Here is a 17,925-nt window from a genome sequence, read left to right as displayed (position 1 = left end):
TCCCGTACGCGTAGGACAGTTTAGCCAACTGACACGTCGTTCCCGACCCAATCAAGCTCGCTCCATGGTGTTGAGGTATCAAACCAAATGGTGCTTTTGACCGGTTGCTGAAATTTGCACAATTGGCCCATTCAGTCCCATCTAGACGCGCCGCGCCATGCGCCACCGCCCAGGTCTGGTTCCACGGCATCGACTGCCCCGCGGAGGGCGCTGTATGATCCAGCTCTTCGCGACCATGGCTTTTAAGCGGGTGGCGATAGAGCTGGGTCACCATTAACATTATTTCGGATCACCCTTCCTACCGAAGGTCATGCTGCCTTTAATATTCCCTAGGATATCAGGCTTATAACCCTGGCTGCGCATGATCAGGTACTGCTGCGTAAAGGTGATCGTGTTGTTTGCGATCCAGTATACAACAAGGCCGGAAGCAAACCCGCCGAGCATGAACATGAAGACCCATGGCATCCAGGCAAAGATCATCTGCTGCGTCGGGTCGGTCGGTGCCGGGTTTAGCTTTTGCTGTAGGAACATAGAAATGCCGAGCAACAGCGGCAGAATGCCGATGAATACCAGCGCGAGTACGGAACCTGCCTCTGGCGAACCCCATGGAAGTAGTCCGTAGAAGTTAAAAATCGATGTTGGGTCTGGCGCGCTCAGATCCTGAAATGGACCGAAGAAAGGCGCATGGCGAAGCTCAAGCGTGACGAAGATCACCTTGTAAAGCGAGAAGAAAATCGGGATCTGCATCAAAATGGGCAGACAGCCGGCGGCGGGGTTCACTTTCTCGCGCTTATATAGCTCCATCATACCCTGCTGAAGCTTTTGGCGGTCGTCGCCTGCATCCTTTTTCAGCTTCTCCATCTGTGGCTGAAGCTCTTTCATCTTCGCCATCGAAACGTAGGATTTATACGCCAGTGGGAAGAGCAGAGCCTTGATCAGCAACGTCAGGCCGATGATCGCGACGCCCATATTGCCGATCAGCAGGTTTAGATGGTGCAGTACCCAAAAGATCGGCTTGGTCAAGAAGAAGAACCAACCCCAGTCGATGGAGTCGATAAACTTGTACACGCCTTGCGCCTCATATGCGCGCAGGATTTCCCATTCTTTCGCGCCAGCAAAAAGCTGTGTCGATACTGATGCAGACTGGCCGGCGGCAACCGTTTGGGTCGGCATAACCGATTCAGTTTGGAAGATTTCGGTCCGCGGAAGGTATTTAACGGTCAGTCGCGTTGGCTGATTAGGATCCGGAATCAAATTTGTCATGAAGTAGTGGCCCGTGAAACCAATCCAACCGTTTGTTACGCCTTCGATCCGCTGCGATGGCACACCGTTGGTTGCATCAAGCTCTGGAATATCATCCCAATCCGTCTCTTGGAGTTCGCCATTGTTCATCGCGACCAAGCCTTCGTGCAGAATAAAGAAGTTCTGCGCATCACTTGGAATGCCGTGGCGTGCGATCAGACCGTAGGGTGCAAGAGAGACAGAGGATTCCGACGTATTTTCAACGGCTTGGTCAATCTTGAACATATAATTTTCATCGACCGAGATCGTGCGCGAGAAAATTTGCCCCGCCCCGTTGTCCCAGGTGAGGGTTACAGGCGCACCAACAGAAAGGGTCTCGCCCGCGCTTAAGGTCCACAGTGTGTTAGGACCAGGCACTTGCTCTGCGGAAATTCCTGCGCCGGGGGCCCAGCCGTATAGGGCGTAATATGCATCGGCGGTGCCAGCGGGAGACAGAAGACTTACGATCGGCGCGTCTTCTTCTATGGTCGTGTTGTAGTCTTTCAGGTGAAGATCATCTACCCGACCACCGAGAAGGGAAATTGATCCGGAAAGACGCGCGGTTTCAACGGGAATGCGCGGTGCATCGTCAAGAGCATCATCTGTTGGGACGGGGGTGTCGGTGACATTCGCGCCTGCGCCTGCGCTGGAAGGTACAACCGCTTCGCTTGGCGCAGCGTCGGTGAGCTGCTCTGTTGGGGGCGTGTCTGATACCGTTTCGGTTTCCGGAGGCGGAAACAACACAAACCACCCTAGGATGACTATGAAACTTAGAACCGTCGCGAAAATGAGATTCTTGTTTTGATCGTCCATTTGACCGTCACCTGATGCCTGTAATATCAGCGTGGGTTCAACAGAGTAAGGCACCAAAGGTCAAGCAGATTCGCCTTTTCCCCTTTGAGCTATGATGATCCGTTGAGGGGTAGCGTCAATAAATGCCGCTACCGACACTGTGAAGATGCGCCAGTTTTTCAAGGTGTATACGCACCCACGCTGCGGTTTCATCGAGCGGCATAGGCGACACGATTCCGTCGCCTTGGACATGGTCGCACCCAAGTTGAGACAGCAAGGTATGTTCTCCGGCGGTTCTCACATTGCAGGCCAGGGTTTCGATATCCAGATCCTGAGCCATCGCGATAACTGTTGAGAAAATACGACGACGGTTCGTGTTTCTGTCCACTCCCATTGTTAGCGTCGGTTCGATTATCGCAAGCTCAACACCGCATTTTTCAACTATCTCAACGCAATGTGGTCCGCTGGCAAACCCATTAATGGCAAGGGAACAACCCATAGCCTTCAGATCGTTCGAGACTGAGACCGTTGTTTGCTGCGGGGGGTGTTTGCAGTGCTGTGATGGCAAGACTAAGCGCAAGCTGCTTGGATGTAGGTCAAAGCGTTCAAGCTCCCATTCGAGCTTGGCAGCAAATCGTGGATCCTCAAGTTCCGCCGTAGAAAGCTTGTAGTTGATCACAACTGGAGTCGGACTGCTTTTGTAAAAAATTCTTAAGGCGCGCAGCGTGTCGGTGAGAATATCAACTTTGCAATGAGAGGCACTGCCTTTTTCCAAGTCCGACATGCCTGAACTGAATTGCGTGTCGATATGAAAGCGAGGGACTACTGAAATGCCACTGATTGCGCCGGAGTGGGTCGATATCTGAGGTTGGAACAGCGTTCGTGCATACTGAGGTGGCGGCGGCGTTATGGGGTCAGAACTCGTGATTGGGGGCGTAGTAACTGGCGCATTCGCGTCGGGCGCTTTGGGGCGCATCGGGATTGCGGTGCACCACCTGTGCAACGATAAATAAATAAGGGGCGGCACTACGACGCCAACAAAGACAAACCCCCGCCATCCAAACCACAGAAGGGACAGCACGAATGCTAGTGCGAATGCGAGGCTCGCAGCTGAAAAACGGCGGCTCGTGGCGCGCCGAAACAATGTATGTGAACTGCGTTTTAGATCGTGTTGCAATAGAGGCCTCGAATGTCGGTGTTACCGCCATAGCGATAGCCGCCCACCCGTAAGCAAAAAGTTAATGTTCTGCTTTTGATCTGAATAATTTAAGCCAAACTCTAGTTATCTCTAGGGTTTACTTCGTTCGTGCCAGAGCCCCAAAATCAAACAGGTTCGGATCCAAAAGATGCGAAGGGCGTGCGTTCATCAGCGCTCGGAACATCACCTGACGGCGTCCGGGGCTATTTGCCTCCCAGCCGTCCAAAATTGCTTTCACCTGCTGGCGCTGCAATCCCTCTTGCGAGCCGCACAAATCACACGGAATGATCGGATAATTCATGGCAGTAGAGAATTTTTCGCAATCGACCTCCGCAACATGGGCGAGGGGGCGGTATAGGAGTAGATCACCTTCTTCGTTAACAAGTTTTGGCGGCATGGTTGCCAGGCGCCCGCCATGAAACAGGTTCATGAAAAACGTCTCTAGGATATCATCACGGTGGTGGCCTAGGACAACAGCGGTACAGCCTTCTTCGCGTGCGATGCGATAGAGGTGCCCCCGACGAAGCCTACTGCACAGAGCACAGAATGTGCGGCCCGCGGGTATTTTATCCATGACGATGGAATAGGTATCTTGGTATTCGATGCGGTGTTTGACACCCATCTTTTCAAGAAACGCGGGCAAGACCGTGGCGGGGAAATTGGGCTGACCTTGATCGAGGTTGCAGGCGACCAGTTCGACGGGCAGAAGACCGCGCCATTGGAGCTCGTGCAAGATGGCCAGCAGGGTGTAGCTATCTTTGCCCCCGGACATGCAAACCAGCCATTTGCCGCCGGGTTCGATCATCCCGTATTGCTCAATCGCCTCGCGCGTTTGTCGCACAAGACGTTTGCGCAGTTTGCGAAACTCGGTGCTTTGGGGGGCACCGTTGAAGAGCGGGTGAATATCTTCGGGTTGATCAAGCATGGGCTTGGCTTAGTGCAACTGGGTTTGCCGATCAAGCGCCAGTGCATGTGTATGGTGGCGATTGGTGATGTAGAGAAAGGAGGGAAGCGGAAGGGCTAGTCAGGTACGTTGTCGATGCCGCTATCGCCCCAAGGGTGGCAGCGAGCGATGCGCCGCAGGGTGAGCCAGCCGCCCTTGATGCCGCCATGTTTAGCAAGTGCTTCCAGTGCATATGCGCTGCATGTCGGGTGGTATCGGCAGTTGTGGCCAACCCAGGGGCTGAAGACGAGGCGATACCCTTTCACAGGCAGTGCCAAAACGCGCGCCAAAGGGGTCACTTTTTTGAACCAGAGCGTTGCTTACCGTGCAGGATCCCCAAGGCCTTGGTGAAATCCGACTGCAGTTTGTCAAAGGGGAGGGATGCCGTGGCATCGCTGCGACCTACGAGGACATAATCCATACCGTCGCGTCCCTCGTGAGGGAGCGTCAGGCGTGCGACTTCGCGTAGACGTCGTTTGGCCCGATTGCGCGCGACGGCGTTGCCCACTTTTTTAGAGCAGGTGAACCCAACCCGTATGCCATCGGCTTCGCCCGCTGCGCGTTTACGCATCTGCAGGATGAAACCGGGCATGGCGACCCGAGGGGCACGGGATGCCCGTTGAAAGTCGGGGCGATTTTTGAGCGTTTGCACACGTAAAGAAACCGCCGGAAGCGTTTCCTCTGGTGTGGCGATGCTGCCATCCATAGGTGCCTCCGACGGTGTCATATCTTTTTGAAACCGAGGTCGCGTATTACGCGCTCAGTTCCTTCCGGCCTTGTGCACGGCGCGCGTTGATGATCTTGCGACCCGCTTTGGTTGCCATGCGTGCGCGGAAACCATGGCGCCGTTTGCGCACAAGGTTTGAAGGTTGATAGGTGCGTTTCATCGCTCCGACTCCACTTTATACTTTAGCACGCGACCAGATTCGGTGCGTCACTGTCATTTCAAGCCCTGCTCCTAAAGCTGCAGCACGGGCAAGTCAAACCCTTGGTACCGTTATTTCGGCCTTTGCAACAAATTAAGCCAGCTTATCTGCGCATTGTTACAGTTTTCTTGGGAATTGCGGTGACATCGTCATAAAAGCCGCCGTCACATCAACCACACGTGAGCACCCTATCTGACTGGCGATATTTGACCCATCTAATAAAGAGCAACTTATAAAGTTTTGAAAGTGACCCGACAATATGTCCGCACAAGCCTCTGAAAAACCTTCGTGGTTTCGCTACTTGCCCTTTGTGGTCATCTTGGCGGTCGCGGTGATCGGCTATTTCGCCCTGCGCGATTACCTTACCTTCGAGACGCTGCGCGACAACCGCGAGGCGCTGATCGCTTTTCGTGACCAGCACTATGCGCTGACGATCCTCGTTTTTCTGGGCATTTATATCATGATTGTGGGGTTTTCCCTTCCAGGGGCGAGCGTGGCAACAATCACTGGCGGTTTTCTATTCGGGACAGTGTTCGGCGTTCTGGCAAACGTCACCGGCGCGACACTGGGGGCGGTTGTGATCTTTCTTGCCGCGCGTATGGGCCTCGGAGAGACGTTAAAGGCGCGCATGGACGCGTCGGAGGGGCTTGTGCGGAAGGTCAAAGCGGGCATCGACGAAAACCAGTGGTCGATGCTTTTCTTCATACGATTGGTGCCCGTGGTGCCCTTCTTTGTGGCGAATCTTATTCCTGCCTTTCTGGGTGTGCCTCTCTATCGTTTTGTGATCTCTACCTTCCTAGGGATTATTCCCGGGTCGCTTGTGTTCACCTCAATCGGTGCTGGGCTGGGCTCCGTCTTTGCACGGGGTGAAACGCCAGACTTCGGCATTATCTTTGAACCTCACATTCTGCTTCCCATTTTGGGGCTTTGCGCTTTGTCGGTGCTGCCCGTCGTGTTGAAAGCTGTCACCGGCAAAAAGGAACTTTTGAAATGAACCGCATCAAAACCGACCTGTTGATCATTGGCGCAGGCTCCGGCGGGCTATCCGTCGCGGCGGGGGCGTCGCAGATGGGTGCTGACGTCGTGCTGCTTGAAGGGCACAAGATGGGCGGTGACTGCCTGAACTTTGGCTGCGTGCCGTCGAAGGCGCTGATTGCTACGGGCAAGGCGGCCTATGGGCAGCGGCACAGCGCGGAATATGGCGTGGCCAATGCGGCGGGCGAGGTGGATTACGCCGCCGCAAAAGATCATGTGGCGGATGTGATTGCGCAGATCGCGCCCGTCGACAGCCAGGAACGCTTCGAAGGTTTCGGGGTTAACGTGATCCGGGAGTACGGGCGCTTCATCTCTGAAGACGAAGTGCAGGCCGGGGATGCGGTGATCAAGGCGCGGCGCATCGTCATCGCGACGGGATCATCGCCGCTGGTGCCCCCGATTACAGGTCTGGATACAACGCCGTACGAGACGAACGAGACGTTGTTCAATCTGCGCGAGAAGCCCGAGCATTTGCTGATCATCGGTGGCGGGCCGATCGGGATGGAAATGGCGCAGGCCCATATACGCATGGGGTGCAAAGTTACCGTGATCGAGGGGGATAAAGCGCTTTCAAAGGACGACCCCGAACTTGCCACCATCGTTTTGCAAACGCTCAAGGACGAAGGCATCGAGATTGCAGAGGGTGCGCAAGCCGCTGAAATCCGTGGGGATGTCGGCGCGATAGAGGTCGAGGCAAAAGACGGGCGCCTATTCAAAGGCTCTCATCTTCTGGTGGCCGTCGGCCGCAAGGCAAACACGGATCGTCTGGATCTGGAAAAGGCGGGGATCGAACCGATCAAGAACGGGATCAAGGTTGACGATTCCCTGCGCACCACCAACCGCAAGGTCTATGCCATTGGCGACGTTGCAGGCGGGATGCAATTTACCCACGTTGCGGGCTATCATGGCGGCGTCGTGATCCGGTCGCTGATGTTCGCGCTGCCTGCCAAGGCGAAGACGGCGCATATCCCGTGGGCCACCTACACCGACCCAGAACTGTCGCAAGTCGGCCTAACCGAGGCGCAAGCCAAAGAGAAACACGGTGACAAGCTGGAGGTCGTGCGCTTTCACTATAACCACAATGATCGCGCCATCGCGGAGCGTAAAACCAAAGGTTTGATCAAGGTCATGGTGGTCAAGGGGCGCCCCGTGGGCGCAAGCATCGTCGGTTACCAAGCAGGAGAGTTGATCAACCTGTGGGCTTTGGCGCTGGCAAATAACATGAAAATGAGCCAGATTGCGTCTATGGTTGCACCTTATCCTACCATCGGCGAAATCAACAAACGTGCGGCGGGGGCGTATTTCAGCCCGCGTCTGTTCGAAAGCGATTTGGTCAAGACTGTCGTTCGACTGGTGCAGCGGTTCATCCCATAAAGCGCGCGCCGATGCTCAAATCCCTCTCCGGCAGGCTTCTTATTCTGACCACCATCTTTGTGATGCTGGCAGAAGTGTTGATCTTTGTGCCCTCTATCGCCCGGTTTCGCGAAGAATACATGATGAACCGGCTAGAGAGGGCGCAAATCGCGTCGCTGACCCTGCTCGCTAGCGATATGATCGACCCCGAGCTTGAGGCAGAGCTGTTGCGCACGGCGCAGGTATTTAATGTGGTTCTGCGGCGGGACCGTATACGGCAATTGGCACTGTCGTCCCCGATGTCGCAGACCATCAAAGAGACATACGATCTGCGCGATGCCTCCGCATGGGTGTTGATTCGCGATGCGTTCCATCAGCTGGCCGAAACAGAGCCGGGGGTGATCCGCGTGATCGGTGCCCCGGTGCAGGATGCGGGCTTGCTGATCGAAATCACGATGGAGGGGGGCTCCCTTCGAACGGCCATGGTTGACTATGGTATTCGCATTCTGGTGCTCTCTGCCGCCATCTCGATGATCACAGCGTTTTTGCTGTTTCTGACCATGCGGGCGTTTTTGCTGAAACCGATCAAGGGCGTGGTCGGGCATATGCAGAACTACGCTCTTGCCCCCGAGGATGCGCGACGAATCATTTCGCCTTCTGCTGGTGTGACAGAGGTGCGCGAGGCCGAGGAAGCTTTGATGAAGCTTGAAACCGAACTGACCCAAGCCCTGCGCCAGAAAGAGCGTCTGGCGCAACTGGGGCAGGCGGTGAGCAAGATCAGCCACGATCTGCGCAACATACTGACATCGGCACAGCTGTTTACCGACCGGATCGAAATGTCCGAGGATCCGACGGTCAAACGCATGGCTCCCAAGCTGGTCAGCTCAATCACCCGCGCCGTGCACCTGTGCGAATCCACACTCGCGTTTGGCCGCGCGGAAGAGCCAAGCCCGACGCTGACGGTCACGCCACTTTTGCGCATCGTCGATGACGTCGTTGATAGCGAGCGGCTGGCGATCAACGGGGCGGACCTGACGTTCACCTGCGACGTACCGCAAGATTTGCACGTGCGCGCCGATCCGGAGCATTTGTTCAGGGTCTTGGCGAATCTTGTGCGCAACGCCCGACAGGCCATCATTGCGACGGGTAAATCCGGCGAAATCATCGTTGCTGCCAGTGAACAGGCCGGCGACTGGGTGGTCCGCGTCAGCGACAACGGCCCCGGCCTTCCCCCCAAGGCGCAGGAGCATCTGTTTACTGCGTTCAAGGGCGGTGCGCGCAAGGGGGGCTCCGGTCTGGGCCTTGCCATCGCGGCAGAGCTGGTGCGCGGTCACGGTGGGACGCTCAAACTGTCAGAGACAAGCGCGTCGGGCACAGTTTTCATCGTGTCACTGCCCAAGGGCGACGGGTCTTTCTAATTTGTTTGAAGAAAATTCACGTTAGGCAAAAGAAGGGGTTGCAACTCCCCGCGCCCAGAACTAAACCCCGCCTTAACGGACCGATAGCTCAGCTGGATAGAGTACCTGACTACGAATCAGGGGGTCGGGGGTTCGAATCCTCCTCGGTCCGCCACTTTCAAACATCGTTAGATTTTGAACTTGGCGGCACAATCGTCCGCATTTTTCATAATGTAATTGATCACCCTGCACGCATGATCGCGCGCTGGGCTGTTTGTGTTTAATCGTTTGATTTTATGGGGGTGTAGCCCCTCGGGGCGAGGTAACCCGCGCGGGTGCAAGGGCGCGCGGGTTGTTGGTGTGGGTGCCTCAGGCGGCAGGCTTAGGCGATGGCCTCGTCCCAGCCGGTGTCCTGATCCGCCAGTTTGACACGGGTCGGCAGACCGATGGTGTCGAGCAGGGCGAACAGCGGCTTTGGGTCCAGCTCTTCGACGTTCACCATCGTGCCGGTGTCATAGGTGCCATCGGCAATCAGCATCGCCATCGCCACGGGGGGCACGCCAGCGGTATAGGAAATGCCCTGGCTGCCGACCTCGTTATAGGCGTCCTTGTGGTCGGCGACGTTGTAGACAAACACCTCTACATCCTTGCCGTCCTTGGTGCCTTTGACCAGATCGCCAATGCAGGTCTTGCCAGTATAGTTCGGGGCAAGGGTCGATGGGTCGGGTAGCACGGCTTTGACCACCTTCAGCGGCACGACCTCGAGCCCTTCGGCGGTCACAACGGGCTGTTCAGACAGCAGGCCAAGGTTCTGCAGCACGGTGAAGACATTGATGTAGTGATCACCAAAGCCCATCCAGAAGCGCACGTCGGCCTCCGGATAGTTCGCGGCGAGCGAGTGCACCTCGTCATGGCCGGACATATAGGCTTTCTGTTTGCCGACCACGGGCAGATCCCATTCGCGGCCGACCTCGAACATCTTGTTCTCTTGCCACGCGCCTTCCTGCCAGCTGTAGACCGTGCCGGTGAATTCGCGGAAGTTGATCTCGGGGTCGAAGTTGGTCGAGAAATACTTGCCGTGATTGCCCGCGTTGATATCGACGATGTCGATTGACTTCACCTCGTCCATGAATTCGTCCACGGCGAAACGGGCGAAGGCGTTAACCATACCGGGATCAAAGCCTGCCCCCAGAATGGCGGTGGTGTTGGCCTTGGCGCAATCCTCGCGGCGTTTCCATTCGTAGTTGCCGTACCACGGGGGTGTTTCGCAGATTTTGGTCGGGTCTTCGTGAATGGCCGTGTCGATATAGGCGACTCCGGTGCGGATGCAGGCTTCGAGCACGGTCATGTTCACGAAGGGAGAGCCGACATTGATCACGATCTGCACACCTAGGTCGTTGATCAGCGCCTCTACCGCGTCGCTGTCCATCCCGTCGACCGCATGGGCCTTGAATACGCCGTCCTGTTTCATCGCGCCTTTGGCATGCACGCTTTCAATGATCGCTTCGCATTTTGACACGGTGCGGCTGGCGATATGCAGATCGCCCAACACGTCATTATTTTGCGCGCATTTATGCGCCACGACCTGAGCCACGCCACCGGCGCCGATGATAAGAACGTTACGTTTCATGTATTCAGTACACCTCTTGTAAGGGAAGGGTTAGGAGAGGGCGGATTTGAAATCCTCGTAGTCGAATGACCGGACCGATGTGATCGTTCCATCAAGTTCACGAATGGCGATGCCGGGCATCTTGACGCCGTTGAACCAGTTCTTCTTGACCATAGTATAGCCCGCAGCGTCCTGAAACGAAATGCGGTCGCCGGGTTTAAGCGGGGCGTCGAACTTGAACTCGCCAAAGATGTCGCCCGCAAGGCAGGATTTACCGCAGATCATCCAGTCGTGGTCGCCGGTGTTTGGGGCCATTTTGGCGGGCTCGCGGTAGATCAGCAGATCAAGCATATGCGCCTCGATGGAGCTGTCGACGATGGCAAGGTTCTTGCCGTTGTGCAGTGTGTCGAGCACGGTCGTCTCTAGCGTGGCGGCACCGGTAATCGCGGCTTCGCCCGGTTCGAGGTAGACCTGCACGCCATAGGTATCCGACAGGGTTTTCAACCGCGCGGCCAGACGGTCCAGCGGGTAGCCTTCGCCGGTGAAATGGATGCCACCGCCAAGGCTGATCCAGTCCATCCGGTGGATCGTGTCGCCAAAGCGGTCCTCGATCAACGTCAGCATGTCAGCGAAACGGTCAAAATCGTCATTCTCGCAGTTGTTGTGGAACATCAGCCCGGTGATGCGGTCGGCCACGGCGGCGATCTGCGCCGGATCATGTTCGCCCAAACGGCTGAAGGGGCGGGCGGGATCGGCCAGATCGAATTCCGATGTCGATACACCGGGGTTCACCCGCAGCCCGCGCGTATGCCCTGCTGATGCCGCATCGAAACGGTCCAGCTGCCCGATGGAATTGAAGATAATTTTGTCGCTGTTGGCCAACACCTCGGCGATCTCGTCATCGTCGTAGGCCACTGAATAGGCGTGGGTTTCGCCGCCGAATTTCTCGTACCCCAGTTTGACCTCATAGAGCGAGGAGGACGTGGACCCATCCATATACTGCGCCATGAAGTCAAAAACCGACCACGTGGCAAAGCATTTCAACGCCAGCAAGGATTTCGCGCCGGATGCCTCGCGCAGCCAGGCGATCTTTTCCATGTTGGCCTGAAGGCGGGATTTGTCGATCAGATAATATGGGGTCTTCATGGCAGATCCTTCACAAAACGACGCAGACGCGGTGCGCGTTCCGATTAGGGGATGTTGCCGTTCAACGCAAACTCTGATGTGTCACGAATGCATGACGCCGTGGCGGCGTGCGGGGGGCGACTGGCGCTTAGTTGCTGCGGAAAATGCGCGACTCGCCGATCATCTGTTCCAGCGCCGCGATCCTCTCGGCACTCTGGTCGGAGCTGCGCGATTGCACGTCAGCGACCAGTGCTTCGATCAGAAAGTTAATAGCCAGCGTTGAATCCCAGCTCGACGGCACCTCTACCATGGCGCGGAAACAGTGGCGGGCGTGTTTTTCGATGGGCGACCCCCAAGCATCGGTGAACAGCACGATGGTCGCGCCTTGCTTGACCGCAAGATCGGCGAGCTTTTCCAGCTCTTTTTCGTAGCGGCGGATGTCAAACACGATCAGCACCGCGCCCGCGTCCATATCCAACAAGGATTGCGGCCATGCACTGGGGGAGGAATCGAGCAGGGTGACCTGCGGCCGGATGATCTGCAGGTGGTTGAAAAAGTAATGCGCGTTGGATCGCGTGATCCGCCCGCCCAGCAGATAGAGCCTGTGCGACGGATCGGAAAGCAGCGCCGCAACCTCGTCGAATTCAGCCAGATCAAGCCGTTCAAGCGTGCGGTTCACATTGCCCGATACCGCCTGAATAAAGCGCGATACCACGTGATCGCTGCTGTCACCGGGGGTGTCGAGCTTGGCCAGCGGCTTTTTCATCCGTGCGCCGATTTCGTCGCGGATGGCGTCCTGCATATCCGAGAAGCCATCGAACCCCAGCTTGCGCGCTAGCCTTACGATGGTGGGCGATGACACCTCGGCCAGCTCGGCCAGCCGTGTGATAGATTGCAACCCCGTGAGCAGCTGGTCGTCCAGCAGAACAGCCGACAGTTTACGCTCTGCCGCCGTTAGCTCGGTCTGCTTTTCTTTCAGCAGATCGCGGACCAGTGCTTTTTTGTGCAACTCATGTTCCTTTCGGTACAGCGCAGATTACTGTGAAGCAAAGATTACAGAAAAAATCTTGACAGGCTAGAAAATTCTGTAGTGATTGTGAGGCAACAAGACGATAGGGGCACCGTGACCAATACCGACTGGAATGCCGTAAACATCGTGAACCCGCAGGGGCAGGGGGGCTGGCTGTTGGTGTGTGAACACGCCTCGCGCCGGATACCCGATGCGTTGGACGGGTTGGGGTTGTCCCCTGCGGCAAGCTGTTCGCACGCCGCGTGGGACATCGGCGCGCTGGATGTGGCGCACGTACTGTCAGATGCTCTGGACGCGCCTTTGGTGGCCGGTGACATCTCCCGTCTGGTCTATGATTGCAACCGCCCGCTTGCGGCCCCGGACTGTATTCCGGCGCGCAGCGAGATCTATGACATCCCCGGAAATGCCGCTTTGGACGATGCCGGACGGCAGCAGCGTTTTGATCAGGTGCATACGCCATTTCATGATGCTGTCGCCTGTGTTCGCGAAAGCTGGCAGCCCGCCCAAGCCGCACCGGTGCTGGTCACGATCCACAGCTTTACGCCTATCTATAACGGGGCGACCCGCGCGGTTGAACTCGGCTTTCTCTACCACGCGCAGCCCGCCGCCGCGCAGGCATTGCTGGCGGTTGAACAGGCGCGGGGGCGCTATGTTTCGGCGCTAAACGAACCATATGCCGCGACGGACGGTGTGACCTATACGCTTGAAAAACATGGCGAGGCGCAAGCGCTGCCCGCCGTGATGATCGAGATTCGCAATGATCTGATCGATACACCCGAAAAAGCGCAGGCCATGGCGCGGCATCTGGCCGAAAGCCTGACCCAAGCCTTTCCCATCGCCGACAGCGAGGCCGCAGAATGAACGCGATGCGCAGATATATCCGGGTGGTCGACGGTTTTAATTATGGCCTTGGCCGGATCATGATGTACGGGATTTTCGTGCTCATGGGGATCCTGCTGTGGTCGTCCTATAACAAGACATTCGCCTCGCCCCAGATCTGGACGCTTGAAATGGCGCAGTTCGTGATGGTGGGCTATTATATCCTTGGCGGGCCCTATGCTTTGCAGATGGGCGCGAACGTGCGGATGGACCTGTTCTATGCCGAATTGACTCGGCGCAAGAAGGCCTGGACGGACTGTATCACCGTCTTTTTCCTGCTGATCTATCTGGTGATCCTGCTATGGGGCGGCATCGAATCCACGATGTATTCGTTCAAGTACGGGGGGGAGCGCAGCCCGACCGCGTGGCGCCCCTATATGTGGCCGGTCAAAGTGACCATGTGCATCGGCATCACCCTGATGCTGCTTCAAGCTGTCTCTGAACTGTTCAAGGACATCCTTTTCCTCAAATCGGCAGAGGAGACCCGCGATGCCCTATGAGTTGATCGCCATCCTGATGTTTTCGACCATGATGCTGATGCTGCTGACCGGACAGCGCGTGTTCGGGGCCATCGGCTTTGTCGCGGTGATTGCGGCGCTGTTTCTTTGGGGGGATCGCGGCGGCTATGACATCGGGTTCTCTGCCGCGATCAAGCTGATGCGTTGGTACCCGCTGCTGACCCTGCCGATGTTCATCTTCATGGGGTACGTGCTGTCGGAAAGTAAAATTGCCGACGATCTGTATAAAATGTTTCACGTGTGGATGGGCGGTTTGCGCGGCGGTCTGGCCATCGGGACGATCGGGCTGATGGTGCTGATCTCTGCTATGAACGGACTGTCGGTAGCGGGCATGGCGATTGGGGCCACGATTGCGCTGCCCGAGCTCTTGAAACGCAACTATGACAAGCTGATGGTGACGGGGGTCATTCAGGCGGGGTCCAGCCTTGGCATCCTTGTGCCGCCTTCGGTCGTGTTAGTGCTCTATGCGATGATCGCGCGGCAACCTGTGGGGCAATTGTGGCTGGCGGGCGCGATCCCGGGGCTGATGATGGCCACGATGTTCATCATCTATATCGCCATCCGCTGCCGCATGAATCCCGATCTGGGCCCGACCCTGTCCGCCGAAGAGCGCGACGTGGGCTGGCCCGAAAAGCTGCGCTTGCTGCGCGCGGGCCTGCTGCCGGTTGTGATCTTTGCCGTGATGATGGTGCCCTTTGTGAACGGCTGGACCTCGCTTGTCGAAAGCTCGGCCATTGGGGCTATCGCCGCCTTTGTAGCGGCTGTGCTGAAAGGGCGGATGACGCGCACCGTTTTTGAAAACTCTGTGCGCCAGACCCTTGCGATCACCTGTATGTTCATGTGGATCATCCTCGCCGCGCTGGCCTTTGGTGCGGTGTTCGACGGGCTTGGGGCGGTCAAGGCGATTGAAAACCTGTTTACCGAACAATGGGGTCTGAACCCTTGGGTGATCCTGATCCTGATGCAGCTGTCGTTTCTGGTCATGGGGACGTTTCTGGACGACACGGCGATGTTGGTCATCGTGGCCCCGCTGTACGTGCCGCTGGTGGGTGCGCTCGGGTTCGATCTGGTGTGGTATGGTGTGCTTTATACGATTACCTGCCAGATCGCTTATATGACGCCGCCCTTTGGTTATAACCTGTTCCTGATGCGCGCCATGGCCCCGCCAGAGATCACGATCCGCGATATCTACCGGTCGATCATCCCCTTTGTCGGGGTCATGGTGCTGGCGCTCGCAGTCGTCATGATCTTCCCGCAGATCGCGCTTTGGCTGCCGGACTATGTCTATGGAAAATAAGCATTAACAACCAAGCGGTCAGAGCAACTGGCCCTTTTCATCCCAACCCCAACAAGGAGTATGAGACATGACAACAAGACGTAAGTTCCTGAAAGGTGCCGCCGTTGCCGGTCCGGCAACCCTTGCCGCACCATCGATCCTGCACGCCCAAGAGCCGATCCGCTGGCGTTTCCAGACCTATGCGGGGTCTGCACTGGGCGAAGAGGTGACGAAACCCGCCATCGACGCGATCAACGCCGCTGCCCAAGGTGAGCTGGAAATCGAGCTGTTCTATGCCGACCAGATCGTCCCCACGGGCGAGCTTTTTCAAGCGCTGCAGCGCGGTACCATCGACGGCGTGCACTCGGATGATGACTCTATGGCGTCGCCCACGCCTGTACGGTCTTTCGGCGGGTATTTCCCGCTGGCGACGAAACACGCGCTCGACGTGCCAGTGCTGTTCAACCAATACGGGCTGGCCGACATCTGGCGCGAGGAATACGCCAAGGTTGGCGTGCATTGGCTGTCTGCGGCGGGGCAAGACCCATGTAACTTCAACACCGTCAAGCCGATCAAATCGCTGGCCGACATGGACGGGCTCAAGCTTTATACCTTCCCGACGGCGGGGCGCTTCCTGTCGCAATTCGGCGTCGTGCCGGTCAACATCCCCTATGAGGACGCCGAAGTCGCGGTGCAGACGGGCGAGTTGGACGGTATGGCGTGGTCGGGCATCACCGAAGACTACACCGTCGGCTGGGCCGATGTGACCAACTACTTCTGCACCAACAACATCTCGGGGGCGTGGATCGGGTCGTTCTTCGTCAACGCCGAGAAATGGGCAGAGCTGCCGGATCACCTCAAGCAGATCGTGAACTCCGCGATCGAGGCAAGCCACACCTACCGCAACCAATGGTACTGGGGCGGCGAGGCGCGCCTGCGTGCATCGGGCGAGAAGCTGGAGCTGACATCCGTACCGCAGGATGAATGGAAAGTGGTCGAGGAAGCGGCGGTGAAATTCTGGGACGAGATGGCGGAAGAAGGCGAAACCGCCGCCAAGATCGTGCAGATTTTCCGCGACTATAACAACGTCATCTCGAAAGCGGGCCCGCCCTATACTTTCGGCTGATCCGGCTTTGACATCATGACCATCGGGGCGGCGCATCTGTGCCGCCCCCTCACATCAAAAGGGACGTTTGCAGATGGGCAACCTTACTTTCGACACGCTCAAGGACCTGGCCGCCAAAGGCGAGGTGGACACGGTGCTGGTGGCACTGGTGGACATGCAGGGCCGCCTGATGGGCAAGCGTTTTCACGTTACGAATTTCATCGATCATTCCCACGCGGAAACCCATTGCTGCAATTATCTGCTGGCAACCGATCTGGTGATGTCCACGCCCGAGGGCTTTGCCTCGACCAGCTGGGAAACCGGCTATGGCGACTATGTGCTGCGCCCCGATCTGTCGACCATGCGCCATATGCCGTGGCTGGATAAAACCGTGTTGGTGCTTGGCGATGTGCTGGATCACCACACCCACGAACCTGTCTCCCATTCGCCGCGCGCCATGCTGAAAAAGCAGATCGCCCGTCTGGATGCGCTTGGCTTTGACGCGATGATGGCAACCGAGCTTGAGTTCTTTTTGTTCGAAGGCGATTACCGCAGCTTGCAGAAAGAGAAATACGCCAACCTCGTGCCCCTGAACGGCCACAACGAAGACTACTGCCTGTTCCAAACCACGAAAGAGGAGAGCTTCCTCCAGCCGCTGCGGAACCATCTGGTAGGGGCGGGGATTCCGGTCGAATGCACAAAGGGCGAGGCCGAAGTCGGCCAGCAAGAGCTTAACATCCGCTATGCCGACGCGCTGGCCTGCGCCGATCATCACACGATCTCTAAACAGGCGGTGAAAGAGATCGCATATCAGCAGGGTTTCTCTGCGTCCTTCCTGCCCAAATGGTCGGCGGATAAGGTGGGGTCGTCCAGCCACGTGCATATGTCGCTGTGGAAAGACGACACGCCCGCATTCTATGACAAGGACGCCAAACTGGGCATGTCGCAGATGATGCAGCATTTCATGGCCGGTCTGATCGCCTATGCCCCTGATATCACCTATTTCTTCGCGCCCTATATCAACAGCTACAAACGCTTTGCCAAAGGCACCTTCGCGCCCACGAAAACCGTCTGGTCTGTCGATAACCGCACCGCGGGCTTCCGGCTGTGTGGCGATGGCACCAAGGGGATTCGTGTTGAATGTCGCATTGGCGGGTCTGACCTGAACCCCTATCTGGCGCAGGCTGTGTTGCTGGCGGCAGGGCTGAAGGGGATCGAGGAAAAGCTGCCCCTGCAAGAGCCGACGATGGGCGATGTCTACGAAGACGCCAACGTCACCGAAATCCCCCGTACCCTGCGCGCCGCGACCCAAACTTTGCGCAACTCTGCCATGCTGCGCGAGGCCCTTGGCGACGACGTGGTTGACCACTACACCCGCGCAGCCGAATGGGAGCAGGAGGAATACGACAAGGTCGTGACCGACTGGGAAATCAACCGCGGATTTGAGCGAGCATAAAC

17 protein-coding genes and 1 tRNA gene are annotated in these 17,925 nt (G+C 57.1%); 9 read left to right on the top strand and 9 right to left on the bottom strand.

Annotation, left to right across the window (positions count from 1 at the left end; translation table 11 throughout):
- Window positions 1-279 precede the first annotated feature (279 nt).
- The 6 genes from yidC to rpmH all read right to left on the bottom strand — a co-directional run bounded on the left by yidC (window position 280) and on the right by rpmH (window position 5,101).
- Window positions 280-2,094: a membrane protein insertase YidC gene (yidC, locus tag GLP43_RS14405; protein ID WP_237279836.1), complete on the bottom strand. Its 1,815-nt coding sequence runs from the start codon at window positions 2,092-2,094 to the stop codon at window positions 280-282.
- A gap of 115 nt (window positions 2,095-2,209) precedes the next feature.
- Entirely contained in the window at window positions 2,210-3,049 is an 840-nt protein-coding gene (locus tag GLP43_RS14400) for an EAL domain-containing protein (protein ID WP_237279835.1), read from the bottom strand.
- 319 nt (window positions 3,050-3,368) lie between these two features.
- Window positions 3,369-4,196, bottom strand: a complete 828-nt coding sequence (ttcA, locus tag GLP43_RS14395) for a tRNA 2-thiocytidine(32) synthetase TtcA (RefSeq protein ID WP_237279834.1) — start codon at window positions 4,194-4,196, stop codon at window positions 3,369-3,371.
- Window positions 4,197-4,291: 95 nt separating this feature from the next.
- The gene (yidD, locus tag GLP43_RS14390; RefSeq protein WP_152540662.1) at window positions 4,292-4,513 is read right to left on the bottom strand and encodes a membrane protein insertion efficiency factor YidD; all 222 of its coding nucleotides are present in this window, start codon (window positions 4,511-4,513) and stop codon (window positions 4,292-4,294) included.
- Window positions 4,510-4,920, bottom strand: coding sequence for a ribonuclease P protein component (rnpA, locus tag GLP43_RS14385; protein ID WP_005849750.1), 411 nt, complete (start codon window positions 4,918-4,920; stop codon window positions 4,510-4,512). Before rnpA ends, yidD begins: the two co-directional genes overlap by 4 nt.
- A 46-nt stretch (window positions 4,921-4,966) precedes the next feature.
- On the bottom strand, window positions 4,967-5,101 hold the full coding sequence (rpmH, locus tag GLP43_RS14380; protein WP_005849748.1) for a 50S ribosomal protein L34: 135 nt from the start codon (window positions 5,099-5,101) through the stop codon (window positions 4,967-4,969).
- A 298-nt stretch (window positions 5,102-5,399) separates the two neighbouring features.
- Between rpmH and GLP43_RS14375 the strand changes: the two genes are divergently transcribed.
- The 4 genes from GLP43_RS14375 to GLP43_RS14360 all read left to right on the top strand — a co-directional run bounded on the left by GLP43_RS14375 (window position 5,400) and on the right by GLP43_RS14360 (window position 9,100).
- On the top strand, window positions 5,400-6,134 hold the full coding sequence (locus GLP43_RS14375; protein WP_064215823.1) for a TVP38/TMEM64 family protein: 735 nt from the start codon (window positions 5,400-5,402) through the stop codon (window positions 6,132-6,134).
- Complete coding sequence (locus GLP43_RS14370; RefSeq protein WP_237279833.1) at window positions 6,131-7,549, top strand: dihydrolipoyl dehydrogenase family protein; 1,419 nt, start codon at window positions 6,131-6,133, stop codon at window positions 7,547-7,549. Before GLP43_RS14375 ends, GLP43_RS14370 begins: the two co-directional genes overlap by 4 nt.
- Window positions 7,550-7,560: 11 nt before the next feature.
- The gene (locus tag GLP43_RS14365; protein WP_237279832.1) at window positions 7,561-8,946 is read left to right on the top strand and encodes a sensor histidine kinase; all 1,386 of its coding nucleotides are present in this window, start codon (window positions 7,561-7,563) and stop codon (window positions 8,944-8,946) included.
- A gap of 77 nt (window positions 8,947-9,023) precedes the next feature.
- Window positions 9,024-9,100, top strand: a tRNA-Arg gene (locus GLP43_RS14360).
- 207 nt (window positions 9,101-9,307) lie between these two features.
- Here the strand turns inward: GLP43_RS14360 and GLP43_RS14355 are convergent.
- From GLP43_RS14355 to GLP43_RS14345, 3 genes are all read right to left on the bottom strand, one after another.
- On the bottom strand, window positions 9,308-10,555 hold the full coding sequence (locus tag GLP43_RS14355; protein ID WP_237279831.1) for a saccharopine dehydrogenase family protein: 1,248 nt from the start codon (window positions 10,553-10,555) through the stop codon (window positions 9,308-9,310).
- A 30-nt stretch (window positions 10,556-10,585) separates the two neighbouring features.
- Window positions 10,586-11,680, bottom strand: a complete 1,095-nt coding sequence (locus tag GLP43_RS14350; RefSeq protein ID WP_237279830.1) for a carboxynorspermidine decarboxylase — start codon at window positions 11,678-11,680, stop codon at window positions 10,586-10,588.
- A gap of 127 nt (window positions 11,681-11,807) precedes the next feature.
- Window positions 11,808-12,668: a MurR/RpiR family transcriptional regulator gene (locus GLP43_RS14345; protein WP_237279829.1), complete on the bottom strand. Its 861-nt coding sequence runs from the start codon at window positions 12,666-12,668 to the stop codon at window positions 11,808-11,810.
- A 114-nt stretch (window positions 12,669-12,782) separates the two neighbouring features.
- On the opposite strand from GLP43_RS14345, the gene GLP43_RS14340 reads away from it, so the two are divergent.
- The 5 genes from GLP43_RS14340 to GLP43_RS14320 all read left to right on the top strand — a co-directional run bounded on the left by GLP43_RS14340 (window position 12,783) and on the right by GLP43_RS14320 (window position 17,923).
- A complete protein-coding gene (locus GLP43_RS14340; RefSeq protein WP_237279828.1) occupies window positions 12,783-13,550 on the top strand; it encodes an N-formylglutamate amidohydrolase in 768 nt (255 codons plus the stop codon).
- Window positions 13,547-14,068: a TRAP transporter small permease subunit gene (locus tag GLP43_RS14335; protein WP_237279827.1), complete on the top strand. Its 522-nt coding sequence runs from the start codon at window positions 13,547-13,549 to the stop codon at window positions 14,066-14,068. Before GLP43_RS14340 ends, GLP43_RS14335 begins: the two co-directional genes overlap by 4 nt.
- A complete protein-coding gene (locus GLP43_RS14330) occupies window positions 14,058-15,383 on the top strand; it encodes a TRAP transporter large permease (protein ID WP_237279826.1) in 1,326 nt (441 codons plus the stop codon). Before GLP43_RS14335 ends, GLP43_RS14330 begins: the two co-directional genes overlap by 11 nt.
- Window positions 15,384-15,450: 67 nt before the next feature.
- The gene (locus GLP43_RS14325; protein ID WP_005849726.1) at window positions 15,451-16,488 is read left to right on the top strand and encodes a TRAP transporter substrate-binding protein; all 1,038 of its coding nucleotides are present in this window, start codon (window positions 15,451-15,453) and stop codon (window positions 16,486-16,488) included.
- A gap of 73 nt (window positions 16,489-16,561) precedes the next feature.
- On the top strand, window positions 16,562-17,923 hold the full coding sequence (locus GLP43_RS14320) for a glutamine synthetase family protein (protein WP_237279825.1): 1,362 nt from the start codon (window positions 16,562-16,564) through the stop codon (window positions 17,921-17,923).
- The last annotated feature ends 2 nt before the right edge of the window (window positions 17,924-17,925 follow it).

The sequence above is a fragment of the Sulfitobacter sp. M39 genome (assembly GCF_021735935.1).
Taxonomy (GTDB): domain Bacteria; phylum Pseudomonadota; class Alphaproteobacteria; order Rhodobacterales; family Rhodobacteraceae; genus Sulfitobacter.
Note: the sequence above shows the minus strand (reverse complement) of the source record. Positions and strands in the feature narration are given on the sequence as shown.

Bases quoted from the DNA above. Each gene is read 5' to 3' on its own strand.
- GLP43_RS14320 (WP_237279825.1), top strand. From the start codon at position 16,562: ATGGGCAACCTTACTTTCGACACGCTCAAGGACCTGGCCGCCAAAGGC.
- GLP43_RS14365 (WP_237279832.1), top strand. From the start codon at position 7,561: ATGCTCAAATCCCTCTCCGGCAGGCTTCTTATTCTGACCACCATCTTT.
- yidC (WP_237279836.1), bottom strand. From the start codon at position 2,094: ATGGACGATCAAAACAAGAATCTCATTTTCGCGACGGTTCTAAGTTTC.
- GLP43_RS14335 (WP_237279827.1), top strand. From the start codon at position 13,547: ATGAACGCGATGCGCAGATATATCCGGGTGGTCGACGGTTTTAATTAT.
- GLP43_RS14370 (WP_237279833.1), top strand. From the start codon at position 6,131: ATGAACCGCATCAAAACCGACCTGTTGATCATTGGCGCAGGCTCCGGC.
- GLP43_RS14400 (WP_237279835.1), bottom strand. From the start codon at position 3,049: ATGCGCCCCAAAGCGCCCGACGCGAATGCGCCAGTTACTACGCCCCCA.
- rpmH (WP_005849748.1), bottom strand. From the start codon at position 5,101: ATGAAACGCACCTATCAACCTTCAAACCTTGTGCGCAAACGGCGCCAT.
- rnpA (WP_005849750.1), bottom strand. From the start codon at position 4,920: ATGGATGGCAGCATCGCCACACCAGAGGAAACGCTTCCGGCGGTTTCT.
- GLP43_RS14375 (WP_064215823.1), top strand. From the start codon at position 5,400: ATGTCCGCACAAGCCTCTGAAAAACCTTCGTGGTTTCGCTACTTGCCC.
- GLP43_RS14325 (WP_005849726.1), top strand. From the start codon at position 15,451: ATGACAACAAGACGTAAGTTCCTGAAAGGTGCCGCCGTTGCCGGTCCG.
- GLP43_RS14350 (WP_237279830.1), bottom strand. From the start codon at position 11,680: ATGAAGACCCCATATTATCTGATCGACAAATCCCGCCTTCAGGCCAAC.
- GLP43_RS14330 (WP_237279826.1), top strand. From the start codon at position 14,058: ATGCCCTATGAGTTGATCGCCATCCTGATGTTTTCGACCATGATGCTG.
- GLP43_RS14355 (WP_237279831.1), bottom strand. From the start codon at position 10,555: ATGAAACGTAACGTTCTTATCATCGGCGCCGGTGGCGTGGCTCAGGTC.
- ttcA (WP_237279834.1), bottom strand. From the start codon at position 4,196: ATGCTTGATCAACCCGAAGATATTCACCCGCTCTTCAACGGTGCCCCC.